We start from the raw sequence: 20719 nt of genomic DNA on the forward strand, positions 1-20719 counted from the left end.
CTTGTCTCATATATACTTTATCCTAAAGAATCAGCAAGTCCAAACAAGACTTCCATTAACTTTTTCCCATAAAATCCTCCTATTTTACTAACAAGAAATGAAACTATATATTTCTAACAACAAATTCAAAAGCTCTTTTCTCATTTCCATATTTCATAATACTTTTTTCTGCGCAAACTTCAATAATAAAATCTTCAAAATAACACCAAATATCTTCTTCAGAAAAAAACCTCTTATAGCCCTCTTCTGTTAAATAGAAATTCTTTTCTATTTCCGTGCCACTTCTTGCTCCATAATTAAAATCATTTACAGAGTTAACTCTTCCAAGCAAATATCCATGTGGTTTTAATACTCTTTTTATTTCTTTAACTATATTTTTAGTTGTTTCATCATTAAAATAATGAAGGGATAAATCTGCTATTATCAATCCAATACTTTCCTTCTCAAAAGGTAAAGTTTTCGCAAGGTCTAGTTGAATTGTTTTTACTTCTGGTATGAATTCATTTAATATCTTTAGTGCTTCTTCTGAATAATCGCAAGCAATAACCTTATATCCTCTTTCAGTTAAATATAAAGTATCTCCACCAGCTCCGCAGCCTAAATCGGTTATTTCCTTATCCTTGTTTTTTTCTAAAATGTCAATATACTTATCTAACCATAAATCGTAAGTTGGTTTCTTTGCACTTTTACTTTTATAAATATTATCCCAGAACTTATTGTTATCCATTAGCTTTTCTCCTATTTATTCTTTAAAATTTGTATGTTCTATCCATTTAATTTCTACATAACAATACGTAAACTTTTTTATGGATATATTTTACCATAAAAGCATATTCTTCAACAAAAAAATAAGAGCTTATTTTTATAAACTCTAAATTAATAGCACATAATTTATTTACTAATAATTTCATCTCATATTCTAAGTATATTGCTTAAATCTTCTTCTGAATTTATGGAATTAACTCTTAATTAATGCTATTATTTTATTAAAAGATTATGATAGATATAGATATATATCTGTAGTATTTTAAATAAATAACTATTAGGCAATACTATAAATAAAGGAGGTTTTTTCATGGTAATAGATCCAGTCAAAACTTATACTTATAAAGATTATCTCACCTTTGATGAAAATGAACGTATTGAAATAATTGAAGGAGAAATTATTAATATGAGCCCAGCTCCAACTAGAATACACCAGAAAATAATAACTGAAATACTTTATAAAATAAGAAAATATATTGAATCTAATAATGGTTCGTGTGAAGTTTATCCTGCACCCTTTGATGTAATACTTAAAAATAATGATGAAGACGTAGTTAATAGTAAAAATATAGTTCAGCCTGATATATCCGTTATATGCGATAAAAGTAAATTAACAGATAGTGGTTGCAGTGGTTCCCCTGATATGATTGTTGAAGTTGTATCTCCAGGAAATCCCAGAAATGATTATATAAAAAAATTGTATTTATATGAGAAATTTAAGGTTAAGGAATATTGGATTGTTAATCCTATGAAAAATAATATATTAGTTTATATATTAACTGAAAATGGATATGATGCTCCTACATCTTATACCTTTAATGATAAAGTTAAAGTAAACATCTTTGATGATCTAGAAATAGACTTTAATTCTATTGATCTATAATCATTATTTTTAATTCTAAATAAAAGCTTCACTTAACTTTTATTTTAGTGAAGCTTTGTTTTTATTATAGATTTCCCTGTATCCCGGTTCATGAGAATTAAAATAAATCCAATTATCTTTGCCACAGAACTTGTAACCTAACTTCTTTATAAGCTCCAATTGACCTTTTGCTAACTCATCTCTACTTCCAAAATTACACATATATATTTTGTTATAGCACTATTTTGCATTATTAGCATCAAATATAAACTATTCGTTACCTTGATTATTAGAATTAATAATTTCTTTTAATTTCACACTTTTATTTATAAATCTAGCTTTGCTTCTTTCAGATTTTAAATGTATTGCATTTTGAGGACAATGATGAATACAAGCAAAGCACGTTTCACATTGATGAGTAAACTCAGGTTTTTCTTTAACTTTAATATTTTGAGCAGGACAAACTTTTTCACATACCTTGCAGCCTGTACAATTATCTTGAACAATAAATTTTTTATCGTAATTGTCACTAAGTTTATCAGCTAAACGACGAGCATTTTTAGATAAAAGGTCTGACGCAATCCCTTTTCTTATGAGCCTATTTTCCCTGTTTGCAATATCATTTATTATATTATCAATTTTTTCTTCAATCTTTTTTGAGTCCTTTTTTCTTATTTCATTCTCAATCTTAAAATTCGGAAGATAATTATCTACCATAAGTATTTCATTTGTATAATTAAACTTAATTCCTGCTTCACTACCAACCCTTTCTATATGACGCAGAGATGAAAATGATAAACCACCATAAGTCATAATAGCAAAAAAATATCTAGCTTTAAATTGTGATTTTTTTATAAAATTAGCAACTAGTCTAGCCATTCCTGAACCATGACATGGAAATACAAATCCTATTACTTCATCTTTAAATTCGTATTTTCCTTCCTTTATCATCTGTGGAATTGAATATAGTTCTCCCCCAATTCTTTTTGCAACATATAAGCTGTTTCCTGTAGCCGTAAAATAAAATATTTTCATTATCATTTCTCCTCGTATAATGTTAATAGATTGTTTTAATATAAGGTTATATGCAATTTATAATTAAATTTAATATCTGTTGTTTTTTCAACATTTGTTGGATATACTGAGTCTATCAGTACTATTAATTTAATTCAATCGTTAATATAACCATATTTGTTGGTTATTCAACAAACCACTTATTAGTGTTCAATAAACTAAAATTACTAAGGAGAATTTTTATGGATAGACGTGTTGAAAAATCAAAAAAGGCCATTACAGGTGCTTTAATTAAGCTGATGACAGAAAAAGATTTTGAGAAAATTACTATTAACGAAATTGCAGACCTAGCAAATGTAAACCGAGGTACTGTTTATTTTCATTTCTCAGACAAATATGATTTATTGAATTATTGTATAGAAATTCATCTAAATGAATTGGTGGATATCTGCCATTTAGGCACTGATATCGATAATTTTTCTTCAAAAGATTCTTTACTTCGCACATTTGAGTATTTACAGCAGAACATTTTTTTCTATTCTAATATGTTAAACAACAAAAGTATTCCGGCTTTTAGAGATCGACTAATGTCAGTAGCACTAAAAAGCATCGATGATACAATTGACATGACTGGCAATAACAGTACTATGAACAAAGAGATCCTTGTTCAATTTGTTGCTTCGGCAGCTGTTGGTCTAATGGAATGGTGGATCAAAAATTCAACGCCTTATTCAGCTGAAGAAATGGTTAATCAAATGTCGTTGTTATTTGAACGTTTTGAGGTTATTCATCAGCCACAGTATTAATTAAAACAACTCAAACATTTGTTATATAAATAAATGTTTGAGTTTAAATTTTGAATTTATTTCCTCTCTAAATCAGAAATTAGTGCAGGTCCCTCAGGCTTCCAACCTAACCACTTTTGTGTAAGTGCATTGGACGTTGGATTATCACTTATTGTAAACTGTGCAAGCCACCCAAAATGCTTATCTATAGCTTCCTTAGAAATACTTTCAACCGGTAAATTCAGGCGATGTCCGATTGTTTCGGCAATGTCCTTAAAATGTATGCCTTCTTCGCCAACACCGTGCAAACATGAACCAGCAGGAGCAGCTTCTAATGCCATTCTAAATAATTTCGCTGCATCCAGTCTATGTATAGCTGGCCACCTGTTGAGTCCATCACCAACATAAGCCGAAATTCCTTTTTCACGAGCAATATAAGTCAACGCTGTAGCAAAACCTTGGCGATTTTCGTCATGCACACATGGAGCAAGTCGCACCACTGAAACACGTACACCTTTATCTGCAAATGAAAGTGCAGCTTCCTCCGAAGCAATACGAGGTGCTCCAACAGAATTTGGATCAGTTTCATCTTTTTCTGTTCCAATACACCCAGACTTAAGAAGTGTAATCACCGATGTAGTAACCAAAGGTCGATTTGATCCTTTTAGGGCTTCACCTAGCGTCTTGATGGCAATGCAATCTTTTTCGCATGCACTAGCCAAATTTGAAAAATCATTGCTGAATCCTAAGTGAATCACACCATCAGCATTAGCTGCTCCACTGCGCAAACTATCAACCTCCTCAAGTGAGCCGCGATGTACCTGTGCACCTGCTGCTAACAGTGCTTCAGCCGCCTTATCAGAACGCGCAAGCCCCACTACCTGATGACCTGCACCAATTAATTCGCAAGCAACAGCAGAACCAATGAAACCTGTTGCCCCTGTAACAAAAACACGCATTATAAATTCCTCCTAAATCCTATTAATTTAGAGTTAAATCCTCCTTAGCATAAGAAATAAATTGCACTTAACTTAGTCAGATGAAATACTCTAAATTCATTATAGGATAAGCCCTAAAAAAATTGTTGCTGTTTCCTCTCAACTTATTGCCTGATTCTCTTGCTACAAAGATATTTCTCCTACTTAATATCATGTGCTTGATCAGTTTTTTTAAGCTGCTGATATAATATAGCAATATCTTTTCTTGGCGGATTTCCAAAATAATTGCTATAATCGCGGCTGAATTGTGATGCACTTGCATATCCTACCAACTGACATGCAGTCGCTGCATCCATTTTCTTAGATAGCATAAGATGTCTAGCTTCCTGTAGGCGTAGTACTTTTTGATATTGCAATGGACTCATGGATGTTGCTTCTTTAAAATGCTTATGAAAAACAGAAACACTCATATTAGAAATCATTGCCAAATCAGAAACCTTCATTGGACTTGCGAAATTATTTAACAGCCATTGGATAGCTTTTGAAATATGCTGAACCCTGGAATCCGCAAAGCCTATTTCGGCAATTTGAGTACCAATTGAGCTGCGCAAAAGCCGCATTAAAATCTCATCTTTAATAATTGGAGAAATTAATTCAGTATCACTGGAATTGTTCAAACATTCCAAAAGCCTCGTCACTGAACTAATAATACCTTCATCAGCGTTTGTGGTATATCCTGCATTTCGTGCCAGTACGTGTGGTATCCCCTTGGGATAAACTTTTGAGACAAATTCTGCGATTTTTTCCAGCTCGAGAGTTAATCCAATGGCTAAAAACGGCTCTTTAGAACTAGCCTTTATAGTCTTTAGCGCAACAGGTACCCCAACAGGAATCATGAGCATACACCCTCTGCTTATCTGAAAGGTTTCCTTTCCTATCCTAACGGCCTTTACTCCCTGTGCAACGATTATCACAGAAGGAAAGTAAAATGATTTAACCCAATCCTTGCTTATTTTTGAGTAACGCACGGTATGCAAGCCAGAAATACGTTGACTAAAGGTACCATCCTGCGGAGAATGATTGTAGATTAAGTACGCTAGCCTATTCATTTCCGTTGATGATTGTTGACTAGCTATCCATTGTTCTTCACTATATTTATCTAACATTATTAAATCGCCCTTCCCAAATATAAATCATCTATCTGAATTTATTTAAATATAACTAATATTTATTATTATTGCGATATATATCCAGCCCATTCATTACATATGGACGAACAACGTCTACTAGTAAATCTAGTTTATCATTTTTCCCGTCTTTAAACCAAGAGTATACGCCACCATAAATAGCTGAGCATGTCATAGCTGAAATTATTTTTATATTAAGGCTATCTTCAGTACTTAAAGTGCCCCTTTTCAAAAAAATACTTTCTATCATTTGCTTAAGCATATTTTTTATCTTTTCATCAACAATGGTAGCAATAGATTTGGAATCCATTCTACATGTCTTATAAAAAGCTACAATGTAGTTGTATGTCATTAATATCAATTGATTGCATATTTCATCTGTAAACTCCTGAGCATTCATAATTTGCTTTGGAAACATCCTATGAAAAGCCTGTTCTATAATCTCTTCTAACAAAGCATATTTATCTTCATAATGAGCATAAAAGGTAGCACGGTTAATTGCAGCTTTTTGTGCGATATCTTTTATGGTAATTGCATCAAAGCCTTTCTTCTGTAACAAATCACTAAACGCTTCCCTTATTAATTGTCGTGTTCGCAAGACCCTTGGATCTTCCTGATTTACCATATTATAATCTCCCTTCTAAACATCAAATATTAAAATATGCTGCTTAAACAACTTTTCACTTAATCTGCTGGTTGTAATAGTAAGAGGGGCGTATTATGATCATATCATACACGTGTTGTTTAGACAACATGTAACTAATTTATTGAGAGGAAGGATAATATTGAACATAAAACAAAAAAGAATTTTAGTATTTGGCGCAGGTGTAGTTGGAAGTATATATGCACTTAGATTTGCACAGTCAGGACTTGATGTTACATTATTAGCTCGAGGAAAGAGACTGGAATCGCTAAAAAAGGATGGATTACGGTATAACGATAATGGAGTAATAAAGAACTTATCCTTAAAGACCATCGAAAAACTAGAGGATAATGATATCTACGATTTTATCTTTGTACCAGTGCGTTATGATCAGGCCGAATCTGCTCTTTCTGCAATTAAGAATAATCATAGCAAAACCATTATCACGTTAACCAACACCATGGGATATGACCGTTGGCTTGAAATTGTAGGTGATCGGTTGCTTCCTGGATTTCCAGGTGCTGGCGGCGACATCAAAGATGGTATTCTGTATGCCCAATTTGGTTCTGAAAAGCATCAAGGAACCATTTTCGGTGAAATAAATGGTGAGATTACTGAAAGAGTGACAGAACTTGCTCAAATATTTGAAGCATCGAATTTGCATTATGAAATACAAAAAAATATTAAGGCATTCCATGTTTCCCATACTGCAACCGCTATAGTTATAAAACATTTTTACACTAATACTGGTATGATGGATATAGAGACAGCAAAAAACGAAAACACTTTACTTAAGATTGCCACAGAATTAAAACAAAATATACACCTTGTAGCTAAGGCAGGAATTCCAGTAATCCCACCAGAAACAAAGTCAATGGGAGAATTATCAGCGGATGACATTATCACTATGTACCGCCAGATGCTAAGTAATGATTTTACTATTGATGTTTTGCTTGGAAACCATGCTATAAGCGCAAAAGCAGAAATATTGCTCTTAGACGAAATATTTCATAAAAAAATGCTTATTTAATATTTTCATATTCTGAATTATTCCTTGATTTAAACAATCATTATTTTAAAACATAGAAAATAACAAGTTCTCTAAATTACATAGTTGAACTTGTTATTCCTATAGTTTGTTTATATAGGTTTAATGCACAATCTAAAAATAGTAGGTCACATGTTTTCCTATTTCCCGTTATACTGAGTGAGCAAAATCAGCTAATAGGACCAGTATTAGCTTCTTTTGCTTTCTTGTATGACAAGAAATATATGACTCATCTTTAATCTATTATTTTTGTCATATGCTAACTAGAGAGCAAATTAAGTATATCTTATCTAAGCATCCATCCTGAAAGTACCATCATTTGAACTTCTGATGTTCCTTCATAGATTTCTGTTATTTTAGCATCACGCATCATTCTTTCAATTGGATAATCGCTTGTATATCCATAGCCACCGAATAATTGTAAGCATCGATTTGTTACATCCATAGCGTTTCTAGCCGAAAATAATTTTGCCATAGCAGCCAAATGTGTAAATTTTTCATGATCATCTTTTGCACATGCTGCTTGATATACTAAAAGTTTTGCAGCTTCTGTATTCGCACGCATTTGAGCAAGTTCAAATTGTGTATTTTGAAATTGTGATATAGGACGTCCAAATTGAACACGTTCCTTAACATATTTTACAGTCTCTTCTATTGCACCTTCTGCAATACCAAGAGCTTGTGCAGCAATACCAATACGGCCTCCATCAAGAGTCGCCATAGCAATTCCAAAGCCTTTGCCTTCTTCTCCTAAAAGATTTTCCTTTGGTACTATGCAGTTATCAAAGAATAATTCACAGGTAGAAGATGCACGGATTCCCATCTTTAATTCGTGACTTCCAACAGAAAAACCTGGGAAATCTTTTTCAACAATAAATGCCGAAATACCTTTTGTTCCCTTACTCTTATCTGTCATTGCAAAAACTATATATATATCTGCATAACCTGCATTAGTAATAAAGATTTTACTTCCATTTAATACATAATGATCTCCGTCTAAGACTGCTGTTGTCTTTTGCATTGAAGCATCAGTTCCAGCAACGGGTTCTGTTAATCCAAAGGCACCTAATTTTTCACCTGAAGCAAGTGGTTTTAAATATTTCTCTTTTTGCTCCTCTGTACCAAATGTGTAAATTGGTGTTGCACAAAGACTTGTGTGAGCTGAAACAATAACACCTGTTGTTGCACAGCATTTAGATAATTCTTCTACACATTGTATATAACTTAAGGTGTCCATTCCTGCTCCACCATATTCTTCAGGAAACGGAATACCAAGTAAGCCCATTTCAGCCATTTTTGCTACATTTTCTTCTGGAAAGCGCATGCTTTCATCAATTTCTTTTGCAATTGGTTTTACCTCATTTTCTGCAAACTCTCTATACATTTCTTGTAATTGTTCATGATTTTCATCTTGTTTAAAATTCATATTAATTTCCTGCCTTCCTTTTTCTTTTTTATCTGATGTCTAGCCACTGTAACACTCAATCTTTTTCAAATCTTGAGCTAACAGTGGCACGACCCTAGACGAGGTGCCCCTTGAGGGTATAAGTTCAACTAAGATTCACTTTATGGGATACCGATTATATTGCCTTTTTAGCTAATTTTTTCTAATGGACAACATACTTTTCCTGGATTCATAATAGAATTTGGATCAAAGACTTTTTTAATGCCTTTCATTAATTCCATATTTACTTCACCAACACTGTCTGCCAAATAACTCATTTTTCCACTACCAATTCCATGCTCCCCTGAAACAAGTCCACCGCATTTTATTGCTTCTTCATAAATTATCTTGAAGAACTTATCAACTCTTGTTTTAAATTCTGATTCTTCTAAATCATTGCTGCATTGGTATATGTGAAGATTTCCATCTCCTGCATGTCCAAAACTCTTAATTGTTATTCCACACTCTTCACCAGTTTTATTTACAAAAGCAAGATAAGAAGCTATCTTATTTACTGGAACTACTACATCACATTCATCTAATAACTTTGTTTCTGCCATAATTGCTTCTAAGAAACTAGAACGTGCTGCCCATGCATCTTTTATCTTTGCAGGGGTATCAGCCACAAGAACATCAATTGCTCCTGAGTCTAATACTATTTCACTTGCCTCCTCAATAAGATTATTTAATTCATCTTCATTACTTGCATCTAAAGTAACAAGTAGATAAGCATTTGCAGTTAATCCACCAATTACTTGTGGGAATACGCTCTTTCCAATGTATCTTTCACTTGCTAAAACAATTTCTCTTTCCATAAATTCTATTGCTTGCGGATTCATATGCTCCATTTTAAATTTAGGAACTGTAGAAATACAATCATCTAAATTATCAAAAGGAACAATCAAACTAGCAACTACCTTTGGCGCTGGCATAATTTTTAAAGTAAGCTCTGTAATAATTCCAAGGGTACCTTCAGAACCAATCATCAAATTCAACAGGCTGTAACCTGAACTTGTTTTTGATACTGTAGCTCCGAATTCTGTAATTTCTCCTGTTGGAAGAACAACTTTCATTGCACGTACATAGTCTCGTGTTGCACCATATTTAACAGCCCTCATTCCACCAGCATTTGTTGCAACATTTCCACCTAAGCAGGCGAATTTTTCACCAGGGTCTGGAGCATATAATAATCCCTGCTTTGCACAATCCTCTGCAAGATCGTTTAGCAAAACACCGGCCTCTACATGAACAACAAAATTTTCTAAATCGTAAGAAAGTATTTTATTCATCTTTGTAATATCTATTAAAACTCCTCCAAGTAGTGGGACTGCTCCCCCTACAAGTCCTGTTCCTGCTCCTCTTGGAGTTACTGGTATCTTATTTTCATTACATATTTTTACTACAGCAGCAACTTCCTCTGTAGAGTGTGCCATAAATACAACTTGTGGTGCAGCTTTCCCATAAATAGGCATTTCATCGTGACAATAATCTTCATTAATATCATTACCTGTTAGAATATGCCCTGGAGCTGCCTCCTGTAATTTTGCAATTAATTCTTCTGTTAATTGATTATACTCAGCCATAATGATCATCCTTCCTTTATTCAGTTTACAGTTCATAATTTACAGTTATTGGATAAAATCCCTTACGGAATTTTTGAAATTATTTATTTAGAAAAGCTGCAAGCTTTTCTTCCTTCGACTGTAAACTGTTCACTGTAAACTTGATTAAATTATTTATTTTTGAAAAGCTATAAGCTTTTCTATCTCAACTCTCAACCCTTAACTATCCTAAATTTCTTATAGGAATTTTTGAAATTATTTATTTTAGAAAAGCTGCAAGCTTTTCTTCCTCAGCTCATAACTTTCAACACTTAACTCTTAACTACCCTAAATCCCTTATAGTAATTTCTAAAATTCTTCATTTTAGAAAAACTGTAAGCTTTTCTTCCTTAACTGTGAACTGTTACCTGTTAACTGTAAACTGAATTAAAGTGTTCCAACAAAACATACGATTCCAGCAATAACTACATAGCATATATAATATTTAAACGCACTTCTTAAAATTTTACTTTCTGAACCAGATTTACCAATTGCACTTGCTCCAATTGCAATACTTTGAGGACAAATCATCTTTCCTATACCTGCTCCAAGAGTATTTGCTGCTCCCATCCATGCTGCAGAAAGTCCAAGGTTTTGTGCCGTTTGCACTTGTAAGCCTCCAAATAAGACACTGGTTGATGTACCTGAACCAGTAACGAAGCCTCCGATAGATCCAATTAATGGAGAAATTAACGGATATGCTCCTCCTGTAACTACAACTAAAAGGCTTGCAATGTCTGATATCATTCCACTATAACTCATTACTTTTGCCGTTGACATAACTGCACAAATTGTAGCTATTGTTTTCCAATTTGCTTTTAATGTATTAAGTAATACATCAAACATCATTGATGTTTTTGCACCTTGAATAAAACCTCCAATAATTGCTGCAACAAAAATGATAATACCGGGTGTATTAATCCAGCTAAAAGTAAGCGTATTAGCACCTTTGCCAGCATATACACTTGTGCTGGTTTTAAATACTGCAATTGCATCATGAATTGGTGCACACAATGTAGACGTAAACATCAACATTAAGAATATTAAAATAAATGGGCACCAAGCTTGTACTGCATTACTAATTGATATAGTTTTTTCTTCTTGTTTCTTGTTAACTTCAATGCAATACTCTTCTTGATGTTCTTTATTAAAGATTCTTGCTGCTACAGCTGTACATACCATGCAGCAAATGGAGCCTACTATATCAGGAAGTTCTGCACCAATTACTGTTGCTGTAATATATGCAGGTACTAGAAATGATAATGAAGCAACTAAGGTAACAATAAATACTCCTTTCAATGCCTTTATTCCACCACCTACAATGCATACCATAATAAATGGAGTAATAAAAAAGATAATTGCTTCAATTATTCCTGTATTTGCTGCTAGTGTATTAGCTCCAACTTTTGTTACTGCCGAAAGCGTTACGAGTGGTATCCCAACTGATCCAAATGCAGTTGGAGCAGTATTACCAACCAAACATGCTATAACTGCTGCAAATGGATTTAATCCAAGCCCCGCAAGCATAGATGCTGGAATAGCAACTGCTGTACCAAAGCCCGCCATACCTTCCATGAAAATACCGAATCCCCATCCAATAATTAAGGTTAAGACCCTTTTATCCCTAGAAACTCCTGCTAGCATTTTTTTTATGGAATCCATTGCACCTGTACGTAAAATTAAATTATACGTAAACAAAGCTGCAACAATAACTAGGCAAATTGGCCACAGTGCGTTGAGTATTCCTTCCAATACTCCTGTAGCAGTATAAATCACATCCAATTTCCAGAAAAAAATAGCTAAAACCATTGTAAGAACAAGTGCAATTGAGCAAGCTTTATAACCTGGCATTTTTAACCCACTAAGAGCAATTATAAGCCAAATGATAGGTAATATAGCCATTAAGAATTTAAAAAACAACATTCCTTTTCCTCCCTATACAATTTTAAGTTTATAACCTTTTCAAAATTGATACGACCACTACATTATTATTCTCTATCTCTCCACTTGCTTATAAATGTTGTTTTTACATGCATTTTAATCTAGTTCTTTGTTATATGCTGCGTTTTTATTTACTTATGATTTTTAATAATTCTTAAATATACAAGTGTAAAATTTTATGCTTTATTGTTCTTCGCTTTTTATAACTACTCCTACACCATTTGGAATTACTACAATTTCTGCATCTTCTCCTTTAATTTCATATGCCAGTTTTAATGCTTCATCAAAGTTGAACGCATGTTTCATATGCATACTTTTAATCATATTAGGATTACACATATCTGTAACAAAAATCACAGTAAACTCACTAAGAATCCTTGCTAAAATTTGAATTTCCCATTGATCAGGTATAGTTTCATTTCTAGGTACCTTTAATATTTTTTCAAGAAGTTCTTTGGGCCCTTTAGAATTTGCTAAAGTCTCATAAAAGGATTTTCCGCCATGTCCGTCATTGCAAGCAGCTATCATAATGATTACTCCGCCTTTTCGACAGGTGGCTTCTGCTGCTGTCATACCTTTTACAGACTGATATATATTTTGATCTAGTGGATAACCTCCATTGCTTGAAATTACGATATCAGCTTGTATACTTTTTACACTGGAAAGATCCATAACAAATTTGCAGCCTTCTTCATGAGCAAGCTTACTATCACCTGCAAAAGCATTTATAATGTTTTTATCTTCATCTATAACTACATTTAATATAAATGCAAGCTTTGCTTTTTCAGCTGCATAAATCATATCCTCATGTATAGGATTGTCCTTTATAATTCCAGTCCTTGCATGATTGCTATTAATAAATTCTGAGCAATGATTAGCCATTATAGTTTTTGCAGATGCTATTCCAGGTAAAATACTCTTTCTTCCTCCAGAGAAGCCTGCAAAAAAGTGTGGCTCTATAAACCCTTCAGCTATTAGTAATTCTGTTTCTAGGGCTAATTTATTTAGGTAAAGCTTACCACCAGAAGGTAAAGTTCCTACATTAATTAAACTGCTTTCATCTGTAGAAATATGATTTATAATTTCTTCATTATCAACTATATCTTGCCCAAATTTATTTATCATCTCTTCTCTTGTTGTTGGTCTGTGAAAACCTGTAGCTATAAGAATTTTTATAGCTATATCAGGATTTACCTTTCTTATTCTTTTAAGGAGAATAGGCATGGTTATCTTACTTGGAACAGGCCTTGTATGATCACTGGTTATAATAACCATGTTATGTTTATCTTTCACTAATTCTTCTAAGGATTTGCTTCCTATGGGGTGATCAAGAGCCCTATTAACTATATCACTTTGTGAACCATCAGCTTTATAACCATCTGCTTTAGAAACTAATATTCCTTTTAGATTTTTATCATCAATTTCTATTTTTAAAGATTTTGTTGAATATGGTATCTCTATTGAAGCCATAATATGCCTCCTTACTAAAAAATCATACCTATTGTGCCTTCGCTTTTTTCATTTCTTCAATCATTATTGGAAGAATCTCAGTTACATTTCCCACGATGCTTACATTAGCAATTTCAAAAATTGGAGCCTCTTCATCTTTGTTAATTGCCACAATATAATTCGAACCTGACATTCCTGATGTATGTTGAGTTGCTCCAGAAAGGCCACATGCAATATAAAGTTTTGGCGCTACTATTTTTCCTGATTGTCCAACTTGATGCGCACGAGAAACCCATCCACTTTCAATTGCTGGCCTTGTTGCACCTACTACACCACCAAGTAAACGTGCTAATTCTTCAACAAGTTTGAAATTTTCTGCACTTCCCATTCCACGTCCACCAGAAACAATAACCTCGGCTTCTTCTAAATTAACAGCTTCAGAAATTTCTTTTACTGTATCTATAATTTTTGCCTTAATAACATTAGCTGGAATTTCTACTTTCTTTTCTGTAACGCCGGCATTTGAGGCTGCTTCTGGCTTTGGAAAGCTTCCATTTCTAACTGTAACTATAGCAGTTCCCTCTACTTCAATATGTTCTAAAATTGTACCGCCATAAGCTGGTCTAGTATATATAACTTTACCATCAGTTTTACTCATTCCTATTACATCACTTACACAGCCTAAACTCATTCGTCCTGCAATACGTGGTGCAATATCCTTAGATAAAGGTGTATTAGCTAATAGAACAATATCTGGATTTTGTTCCTTAACAGTTTCTGCTAATACTTCTGCCAAAGTATCACAGTCTGTATCAGCATCTACAAATATAACTGGAATTCCAGAAGCAGCTACTGTATCTGCTCCAGTTCTGCTACCTACTATAAGTGCTGTTCCTTCTGCTTCTAATGCACCTGCTGCACTAATAAGTTCTAGGCTTCCACCTAATGCTTTTTCTCCATCTGTCTCAATGAAAACTAATACTTTCATAATTTTATTTTCCCCCTTAATTAGATTGCTTTATCTTTTTTCATTTGCTCCATAACAGCACTTACTGCTAATTGCGCATCTTTCTCTTGAATCTTTACCCCAGCTTCTTTCTTAGGAGGTTCAACATATTGAATGCAGCGGACTTTTGCTTGTTTCACCTCTCCAACTTCTGCTGCGCTGTAGGTTGGAATAACTGCCTTACGGCTTGCCATCTTTGATTTTATAGTAGGATAACGAGGATCATAATTTGGTTTACTTACTGTTAATACGGCTGGTGATTTTAGAGAAACCAAATTATAGCCTTCATCAGTTTCTTTATGAACTTCTATAGCATTATCTTTTAAATTTATTTCAATTACGCTGCTAACAAAGCCCATTTGAAGCTTTTCAGCAAGCATCGCTCCAACCTCACCAGTAATTTCATCTGTGGATTCCTTTCCACAGAGAATTAAATCAAATTTTTCACCCTTGTCTTTTTCAATTTTATTAATAGCATCTGCTAAAACCTGAGCTGTTCCAAGGGAGTCTAAATCTGCATATAAATCATCTTTTACAAAAAATGCTTCTTTAGCTCCTACAGAGAGACAATTTTTTAAGGTGTTTAATGAATCATCAGCTCCAACAGTTAATACACTTACGTTTCCCCCATGGGCTTCAATTAATCGAACTGCAAGCTCTAATGCATAGGTATCAAATGCATTTGCTACTAAACTCACCCCCTTCAAATTAGGTTTTCTAACTTCCTTATCCAAATGAATTTCAACAGAGTCATCTGGAACTTGTTTTACACATAACATAATTTCCATACTTTTCTTCACCTTTATCCTTTAAATTAATTTGATACTACTGGCCATTTTATTCACATACTTTTCCTGGATTTAATATATTTCTAGGATCAAAAGCTAATTTTATTCCCTGCATTATGTTTATACATTGATCTGGTAACGACTGCTTTAAATATCCTTTCTTTGCAAAGCCTATACCATGTTCCCCAGAAACCTGTCCTTTTAATTCTTTAGCTTTATCATACATTATCTGCATAACTTCACTTAATTTTGCATGCCATGCCTCTTGAGATAGTTCATCCCTTAATATATACACATGTAAATTTCCATCTCCAGCATGTCCAAAACTCTTTATTCTTATGTTTGCTTTCTTTTCAAGTTCATGGGTAAAAGTTACGAACTCTCCAATTTTATTTCTTGGCACGACAACATCAACTTCATCCATTTCGCTAGTTAGGGCCTTGATCGCTTCAAGAAAACATCCTCTAGCTGACCATATTGATTCTTGTCTTTCTTCTGTATCAGAAATAAATACATCTAGTGCTCCTGCTTCTAAGCAGATATTAGCAACATTTTCATAAGCCTTTTCAATTTCTTCTGTGGAATTTCCATCGAAAGTTAATAGTAAATATGCATCTGAAGATTTATCTGGAAAGCTCTTTCCTAGAAATTCTTCTGCTGCAAGGATAGCTTCTTTTTGCATAAATTCAATTGCTGTTGGTATTGATTTTGATTTAATTATCTTTGGAACAGTCTCAATCGCTCTTTCAAGACTTTCAAAAGGTATAAGAAGACTTAATGCTTTTTTAGGAAGAGGCAATAACTTCAAAATTGCTCTTGTTACTATTCCTAAAGTTCCTTCGGCTCCAATTATTAAATCTTTTAAGGCATAACCAGAACTATTTTTAACAACTTTTCCTCCAAGCTCTACTATATCTCCATTTGGAAGTACAACTTCAAGACCTCTTACGTAATCTCTAGTTACTCCATATTTTACAGCCCTCATTCCACCTGCATTAGTACTTATGTTTCCGCCTATAGTTGCAGATTTTTCTCCTGGGTCTGGCGGATAAAATAAATCAAATTCCTCAACATATTTTCCAATATCCATTAAAAGTACTCCTGGTTCTAGTGTAAGGGTCAAATTTTCTTCATCTAATTCCAATATTTTATTCATTCTGCTAAGATCAATAACTATTCCACCTTTTAAAGGAACAGCTGCACCTACAAGCCCTGTGCCAGATCCCCTTGGAGTTACAGGAATGTGATTTTCATAGGCATATTTCATTACTTTTGAAATCTCCTCTGTATTTACAGCTTGAATTACTATGTCTGGCATATTTTTAATTCCACCAAGTTCATCATGACTATAATCTTCATTTATTTCATTTCTAAAAAATACTCTTTCTTTATCATTTTCAGCAATAGATAATATATATTCATAATCCTTTGCTTCAACTTCTTTATAACTCATGCCCTATGCCTCCTTAGCAAGTTTTATCTTTTCTATTAATTCAGGAATTACTTCATATATATCTCCAACAACTCCATAATGAGCAACTTTAAAGATTGGAGCTTTTTCATCTGTGTTAATTGCAAAAATGTAATCTGAATTATTCATTCCAGCAGTAAATTGAACTGCCCCTGATATACCGCAAGTTATTATAAGTCTTGGTCTTACAGTTCTTCCGCTTAATCCAATCTGCCTTTTTGCATCAACCCAGCCTGCTTCAATAAGGGGCCTTGTACATGCAAATTCTGCATTTAAAGCTTTAGCTAATTCCATAACCATATCTAAATCTTTTTCTGATTTAATTCCTCTGCCAGCTGCTACAATTACTTCTGCATCACTTATTCCAACTTCTGCTGCTTTTTTCTTTATTTCAAGAGCTGTAATTCCTGATTTCAATTTTTCTTTATCAATACTGCAAGAAACTATCTCACCTGCAATTTCTTCACTTCTTTTTGGAGCTGTCATAACCTTGTATCTAACAGTTGCTAGTTGCGGTCTAGAATTAGGGGTAACTATTTGAGCCATGATATTTCCACCAAAAGCTGGTCTTATTTGAACTAAATCCGTATTTTCTTTCATATCTAAAATAGTACAATCAGCCGTAAGCCCTGTTTTAAATCTAGCTGCAATTCTTGGTGCCAAGGATCTTCCTATAGTAGTTGCTCCAACTAGTAGCGCCGTTGGTTTTACCTTGTTTATAAAATCTTCAAAAGCTGCTGTATATGGTTCTATTCTGAAATATTTTAATTCTTTGTCATCATACACAAAAACCTTATCTACCCCATAATGTAAAAGTTCTTCTGCCTTATTAGAAATGTTATTTCCTACAAATACTGCATAAACAGGATGATTTATTTTACCAGCTAGTTCCCTGGCTTTTCCTATTAGCTCATAAGTAACTGGATGTATATCTCCATCTACATGATCAACATAAACACCAATACCTTTCCAAGCACTTTTGTCTATTTCTTTAATTTCCTCTTCTATATATTCAACAGCACCTTTAGGCCCTTTCTTAACACAAAGTCTGCACATCTTACAAGCTCCACTTATTTCAACTTTGCCATTATTATTTTCAAGGGCACCAAAGGGACAGATTTTTAATAATTCTTCAATATCTGTTATCTTATCTTGATTTATAATCAACTTTGCCATAGCTTCTTCTCCTTCTTTAATTTGAAATTATTAACATATCTTTTTGTCCTAATGACCTGTTTCTTAAACGAATTTTAGTGCTTTTAATTTATTCCCCATTCTTTCACTTAATTCACTTGAACTTCCTGTCCACATTTCCCTATCATTATTAACTTCAGGTGGAAATATTCTTTCAACCTGAGTTGGAGAACCATTCAATCCATAGTTCTTCTCATTTTTATCATCAAAATCATTCAAACTTAATATTTTAATTTCTCTATCCTTAGTAGCTAATTTCTTTTTATAAGAAGGTAATCTTGGTTCAAATATTCCCTTATCCGCTGTGATTAAACATGGATATGCTATTTCTACAGTTTCAAGACTTTCAGGCATGTCCATTTCAACTGTAATTGAAGAATCTCCTATATCAATTATTCTTTTTACATTTGCTACATGAGGTATCTTTAGCCATTCAGCCATTTCAGGTCCAACTTGTGCTGTATCTCCATCTGTAGTCTGCTTTCCACAAATTATAAGCTGAAAATCCCCCATTTTTTTAACCCCTTGAGCAATAGTATAAGAAGTAGCTAAAACATCAGCTCCTCCAAACTTCCTATCTGATAGCAAGGTTCCTGCATCAGCTCCCATAGTATATGCTTCTCTTATTACACTTAAAGCTTGATTGGGTCCCATACTTAATACTTTGACTGTGCCACCTTTACTCTCTTTAATTTTTAATGCTGTTTCTAAAGCATATAAATCATATGGATTCATTTTAGAATCTATACCATCTCTTTTTAGCACTCCAGTATCAGGATCAACTTCTACTTTTGAAGTTCCGGGTACTTGTTTAATACAAACTAAAATATTCATAATGATTTTCCTCCTATAAATTTACACGTATTTATCATACCAATTGTAAATTGGTATGACCAATTTACGTTTTAATTATAGCTCTTCTAATATTTCTTGTAAACAATTGTTATTAATTTAACAGAAAATGTTTACATGAGTAATATTTTCTATTGTGAATAATTACACATTTATGCTGGTATTAATTTTCCAGATTACAAATTAAAATTAAATTTTTTTCTAAATATCTTTGTACTTAACATTTATTGTTAAATAAATAACATTCCTAAATCAAAAAAAATACTTAGATTATCAATAGAACTGCATTAATAATCTAAGTATATATATTTAAGGCATTATCAAAAAAATAATAAGTTAACCTATCCGCCTATTTTGACTTGTTATTTTCTTTCATATGCCTAATCATCATATCCATAAGCTTTCCTAATTAAATTAAAGTGCTCCTTCATGGCATTGTACGCTTTTGATTCATCACGACATTTCAAGGCTCTAAGTAAATTTTCATGTATTTCTAATAGACCTTCTTTATTTCCCTCATGTAAAATCTGCATTCTAAATTTTTGAATAAATTCATCCATAAGCTGGGATATAACTTCAAGGACATTTATTAGCAATACGTTTCGTGAAGCTTTTGCAATTAAGTAATGAAATTTAATATCGAGTTCAAGACTTTCCTCTTCACTTCCTGCAATATACATTCTGTCTACTATGGCAGTTAAAAGTGCAAGTTCATTGTCTTCTATATTTTTAGCTGCTAATTTAGCACATTGTAATTCTAAAGTTTCTCTTAGGTCATACATTTCCCTAATAGAACATTCCTGCAGCATAAACATTACTGAAAGAGGCTCAAATAATGAATTATCGAAATTAGTTTTTATGTAATTCCCAGCGCCCTGCCTGCTTTCTACCAAACCAACCACCTCTAAAGCTCTTATTGCCTCCCTTACTGATGCTCGTGACACACCAATTGATTCTGCCATTTCTCTTTCTGTTGGTAATTTATCTCCCTTTTTTATTTCTCCACTTTTTATTTTATTTTTAATTTGTTCTATAACTTGATCATAAACTTTTGTAGTTTTATTAGGCGTTAACATCTGTGTCTCCCTTATTTCTTCATCTCAAATTTATATTTTTTAATACATTATACATCAAAGACAAAACATGTAAAAGAAGATGAACATATTTTCCAACCTATCAATTTAAAAATGCAGCTTACCGAGCTAGCTTTACACCTTACTTCAGAGCTGTTGAATACTACAAATTGCTGACATATACTATAGATATAGGAAATAAGGGGGGGGACGTGGAAATGAAAATTAGTATTGAAAATATCCCTGCTGGATCTGAGCCAGAAATAATAATAAGATGTAACGAGCCTGACGAATCATTGCTACAACTGATTTATTCCATTAAATCATCTTCTAAAAAGCTTATGGGCTTTACAGATGCAAAAATGCATATTATTAATCCAAAAGATGTATTTTATTTTGAATCTGTGGATAATAAAGTCTTTATTTATTGTGAACAAAAGATTTTCCAATCAAGACTTAAGCTCTACGAAATTGAGTCTGAGTATGAGAATAGCGATTTTTTTAGAGCATCAAAATCAACAATTATTAATATTTCCAAAATAGAATCTGTTAGCCCAGTTTTCTATGGTAAGTTTGAAGCACTGCTGCAAAATGGAGAAAAAATATTCATCTCAAGACAATATGTCCCTGTATTTAAAAAGAAGTTAGGATTATAAGG

20 protein-coding genes are annotated in these 20719 nt (G+C 33.1%); 4 read left to right on the forward strand and 16 right to left on the reverse strand.

All coding sequences use genetic code 11. From position 1 onward, the window contains the following. Positions 1-103: 103 nt before the first annotated feature. The gene (locus COL3_RS19315; RefSeq protein WP_008424167.1) at positions 104-727 is read right to left on the reverse strand and encodes a class I SAM-dependent methyltransferase; all 624 of its coding nucleotides are present in this window, start codon (positions 725-727) and stop codon (positions 104-106) included. A gap of 348 nt (positions 728-1075) precedes the next feature. Here COL3_RS19315 and COL3_RS19320 point away from each other — a divergent pair, with 348 nt between their 5' ends. Beyond that, a complete protein-coding gene (locus tag COL3_RS19320) occupies positions 1076-1648 on the forward strand; it encodes a Uma2 family endonuclease (protein WP_008424164.1) in 573 nt (190 codons plus the stop codon). Between the two features lie 39 nt (positions 1649-1687). On the opposite strand, the gene COL3_RS28900 is transcribed toward COL3_RS19320, so the two are convergent. Continuing rightward, positions 1688-1849 (reverse strand): hypothetical protein, encoded by a 162-nt coding sequence (locus tag COL3_RS28900; protein ID WP_180277964.1) that lies wholly within the window; start codon positions 1847-1849, stop codon positions 1688-1690. Between the two features lie 48 nt (positions 1850-1897). Next, the gene (locus COL3_RS19325; protein ID WP_008424161.1) at positions 1898-2662 is read right to left on the reverse strand and encodes an EFR1 family ferrodoxin; all 765 of its coding nucleotides are present in this window, start codon (positions 2660-2662) and stop codon (positions 1898-1900) included. A gap of 221 nt (positions 2663-2883) precedes the next feature. Between COL3_RS19325 and COL3_RS19330 the strand changes: the two genes are divergently transcribed. After that, positions 2884-3447 (forward strand): TetR/AcrR family transcriptional regulator, encoded by a 564-nt coding sequence (locus COL3_RS19330; protein ID WP_008424159.1) that lies wholly within the window; start codon positions 2884-2886, stop codon positions 3445-3447. Positions 3448-3503: 56 nt separating this feature from the next. Here the strand turns inward: COL3_RS19330 and COL3_RS19335 are convergent, their stop codons facing one another. From COL3_RS19335 to COL3_RS19345, 3 genes are all read right to left on the reverse strand, one after another. Then, positions 3504-4385 carry an SDR family oxidoreductase gene (locus COL3_RS19335; protein ID WP_008424156.1) on the reverse strand — a complete coding sequence of 294 codons (882 nt, stop codon included), beginning with the start codon at positions 4383-4385 and terminating at the stop codon, positions 3504-3506. Positions 4386-4564: 179 nt separating this feature from the next. Then, positions 4565-5530, reverse strand: a complete 966-nt coding sequence (locus COL3_RS19340; RefSeq protein WP_008424154.1) for an AraC family transcriptional regulator — start codon at positions 5528-5530, stop codon at positions 4565-4567. Positions 5531-5585: 55 nt separating this feature from the next. Then, a complete protein-coding gene (locus COL3_RS19345) occupies positions 5586-6176 on the reverse strand; it encodes a TetR/AcrR family transcriptional regulator (RefSeq protein WP_008424151.1) in 591 nt (196 codons plus the stop codon). Positions 6177-6336: 160 nt separating this feature from the next. Here COL3_RS19345 and COL3_RS19350 point away from each other — a divergent pair, with 160 nt between their 5' ends. Then, complete coding sequence (locus COL3_RS19350; protein ID WP_008424148.1) at positions 6337-7224, forward strand: 2-dehydropantoate 2-reductase N-terminal domain-containing protein; 888 nt, start codon at positions 6337-6339, stop codon at positions 7222-7224. A gap of 304 nt (positions 7225-7528) precedes the next feature. On the opposite strand, the gene COL3_RS19355 is transcribed toward COL3_RS19350, so the two are convergent. The 10 genes from COL3_RS19355 to COL3_RS19400 form a co-directional block, all read right to left on the reverse strand. Then, a complete protein-coding gene (locus COL3_RS19355; RefSeq protein ID WP_008424146.1) occupies positions 7529-8668 on the reverse strand; it encodes an acyl-CoA dehydrogenase in 1140 nt (379 codons plus the stop codon). A 167-nt stretch (positions 8669-8835) separates the two neighbouring features. Then, positions 8836-10269 carry an FAD-binding oxidoreductase gene (locus COL3_RS19360; protein WP_008424144.1) on the reverse strand — a complete coding sequence of 478 codons (1434 nt, stop codon included), beginning with the start codon at positions 10267-10269 and terminating at the stop codon, positions 8836-8838. Between the two features lie 405 nt (positions 10270-10674). Next, positions 10675-12210 (reverse strand): L-lactate permease, encoded by a 1536-nt coding sequence (locus COL3_RS19365; RefSeq protein ID WP_008424141.1) that lies wholly within the window; start codon positions 12208-12210, stop codon positions 10675-10677. Positions 12211-12411: 201 nt separating this feature from the next. Further along, a complete protein-coding gene (gene larA / locus COL3_RS19370; RefSeq protein WP_008424140.1) occupies positions 12412-13698 on the reverse strand; it encodes a nickel-dependent lactate racemase in 1287 nt (428 codons plus the stop codon). A gap of 28 nt (positions 13699-13726) precedes the next feature. Next, entirely contained in the window at positions 13727-14665 is a 939-nt protein-coding gene (locus tag COL3_RS19375) for an electron transfer flavoprotein subunit alpha/FixB family protein (RefSeq protein WP_008424139.1), read from the reverse strand. A 20-nt stretch (positions 14666-14685) separates the two neighbouring features. Continuing rightward, on the reverse strand, positions 14686-15471 hold the full coding sequence (locus COL3_RS19380) for an electron transfer flavoprotein subunit beta/FixA family protein (RefSeq protein WP_008424136.1): 786 nt from the start codon (positions 15469-15471) through the stop codon (positions 14686-14688). A gap of 49 nt (positions 15472-15520) precedes the next feature. Next, positions 15521-16924, reverse strand: a complete 1404-nt coding sequence (locus COL3_RS19385) for an FAD-linked oxidase C-terminal domain-containing protein (RefSeq protein WP_008424133.1) — start codon at positions 16922-16924, stop codon at positions 15521-15523. Positions 16925-16927: 3 nt separating this feature from the next. Further along, the gene (locus COL3_RS19390; RefSeq protein WP_008424131.1) at positions 16928-18118 is read right to left on the reverse strand and encodes an FAD-binding protein; all 1191 of its coding nucleotides are present in this window, start codon (positions 18116-18118) and stop codon (positions 16928-16930) included. A gap of 63 nt (positions 18119-18181) precedes the next feature. Further along, positions 18182-18970, reverse strand: a complete 789-nt coding sequence (locus tag COL3_RS19395) for an electron transfer flavoprotein subunit beta/FixA family protein (protein WP_008424128.1) — start codon at positions 18968-18970, stop codon at positions 18182-18184. 398 nt (positions 18971-19368) lie between these two features. After that, on the reverse strand, positions 19369-20064 hold the full coding sequence (locus tag COL3_RS19400) for a FadR/GntR family transcriptional regulator (RefSeq protein WP_008424126.1): 696 nt from the start codon (positions 20062-20064) through the stop codon (positions 19369-19371). Between the two features lie 215 nt (positions 20065-20279). On the opposite strand from COL3_RS19400, the gene COL3_RS19405 reads away from it, so the two are divergent. After that, positions 20280-20717, forward strand: a complete 438-nt coding sequence (locus COL3_RS19405; RefSeq protein ID WP_008424123.1) for a LytTR family DNA-binding domain-containing protein — start codon at positions 20280-20282, stop codon at positions 20715-20717. The last annotated feature ends 2 nt before the right edge of the window (positions 20718-20719 follow it).

This window comes from Clostridium sp. LS (assembly GCF_002760435.1).
Taxonomy (GTDB): domain Bacteria; phylum Bacillota; class Clostridia; order Clostridiales; family Clostridiaceae; genus Clostridium.

Excerpts from the sequence above, each read along its gene's own strand:
- COL3_RS19315 (WP_008424167.1), bottom strand. The coding sequence starts at position 727 with ATGGATAACAATAAGTTCTGGGATAATATTTATAAAAGTAAAAGTGCA.
- COL3_RS19320 (WP_008424164.1), top strand. The coding sequence starts at position 1,076 with ATGGTAATAGATCCAGTCAAAACTTATACTTATAAAGATTATCTCACC.
- COL3_RS28900 (WP_180277964.1), bottom strand. The coding sequence starts at position 1,849 with ATGTGTAATTTTGGAAGTAGAGATGAGTTAGCAAAAGGTCAATTGGAG.
- COL3_RS19325 (WP_008424161.1), bottom strand. The coding sequence starts at position 2,662 with ATGAAAATATTTTATTTTACGGCTACAGGAAACAGCTTATATGTTGCA.
- COL3_RS19330 (WP_008424159.1), top strand. The coding sequence starts at position 2,884 with ATGGATAGACGTGTTGAAAAATCAAAAAAGGCCATTACAGGTGCTTTA.
- COL3_RS19335 (WP_008424156.1), bottom strand. The coding sequence starts at position 4,385 with ATGCGTGTTTTTGTTACAGGGGCAACAGGTTTCATTGGTTCTGCTGTT.
- COL3_RS19340 (WP_008424154.1), bottom strand. The coding sequence starts at position 5,530 with ATGTTAGATAAATATAGTGAAGAACAATGGATAGCTAGTCAACAATCA.
- COL3_RS19345 (WP_008424151.1), bottom strand. The coding sequence starts at position 6,176 with ATGGTAAATCAGGAAGATCCAAGGGTCTTGCGAACACGACAATTAATA.
- COL3_RS19355 (WP_008424146.1), bottom strand. The coding sequence starts at position 8,668 with ATGAATTTTAAACAAGATGAAAATCATGAACAATTACAAGAAATGTAT.
- COL3_RS19360 (WP_008424144.1), bottom strand. The coding sequence starts at position 10,269 with ATGGCTGAGTATAATCAATTAACAGAAGAATTAATTGCAAAATTACAG.
- COL3_RS19365 (WP_008424141.1), bottom strand. The coding sequence starts at position 12,210 with ATGTTGTTTTTTAAATTCTTAATGGCTATATTACCTATCATTTGGCTT.
- larA (WP_008424140.1), bottom strand. The coding sequence starts at position 13,698 with ATGGCTTCAATAGAGATACCATATTCAACAAAATCTTTAAAAATAGAA.
- COL3_RS19375 (WP_008424139.1), bottom strand. The coding sequence starts at position 14,665 with ATGAAAGTATTAGTTTTCATTGAGACAGATGGAGAAAAAGCATTAGGT.
- COL3_RS19380 (WP_008424136.1), bottom strand. The coding sequence starts at position 15,471 with ATGGAAATTATGTTATGTGTAAAACAAGTTCCAGATGACTCTGTTGAA.
- COL3_RS19385 (WP_008424133.1), bottom strand. The coding sequence starts at position 16,924 with ATGAGTTATAAAGAAGTTGAAGCAAAGGATTATGAATATATATTATCT.
- COL3_RS19390 (WP_008424131.1), bottom strand. The coding sequence starts at position 18,118 with ATGGCAAAGTTGATTATAAATCAAGATAAGATAACAGATATTGAAGAA.
- COL3_RS19395 (WP_008424128.1), bottom strand. The coding sequence starts at position 18,970 with ATGAATATTTTAGTTTGTATTAAACAAGTACCCGGAACTTCAAAAGTA.
- COL3_RS19400 (WP_008424126.1), bottom strand. The coding sequence starts at position 20,064 with ATGTTAACGCCTAATAAAACTACAAAAGTTTATGATCAAGTTATAGAA.
- COL3_RS19405 (WP_008424123.1), top strand. The coding sequence starts at position 20,280 with ATGAAAATTAGTATTGAAAATATCCCTGCTGGATCTGAGCCAGAAATA.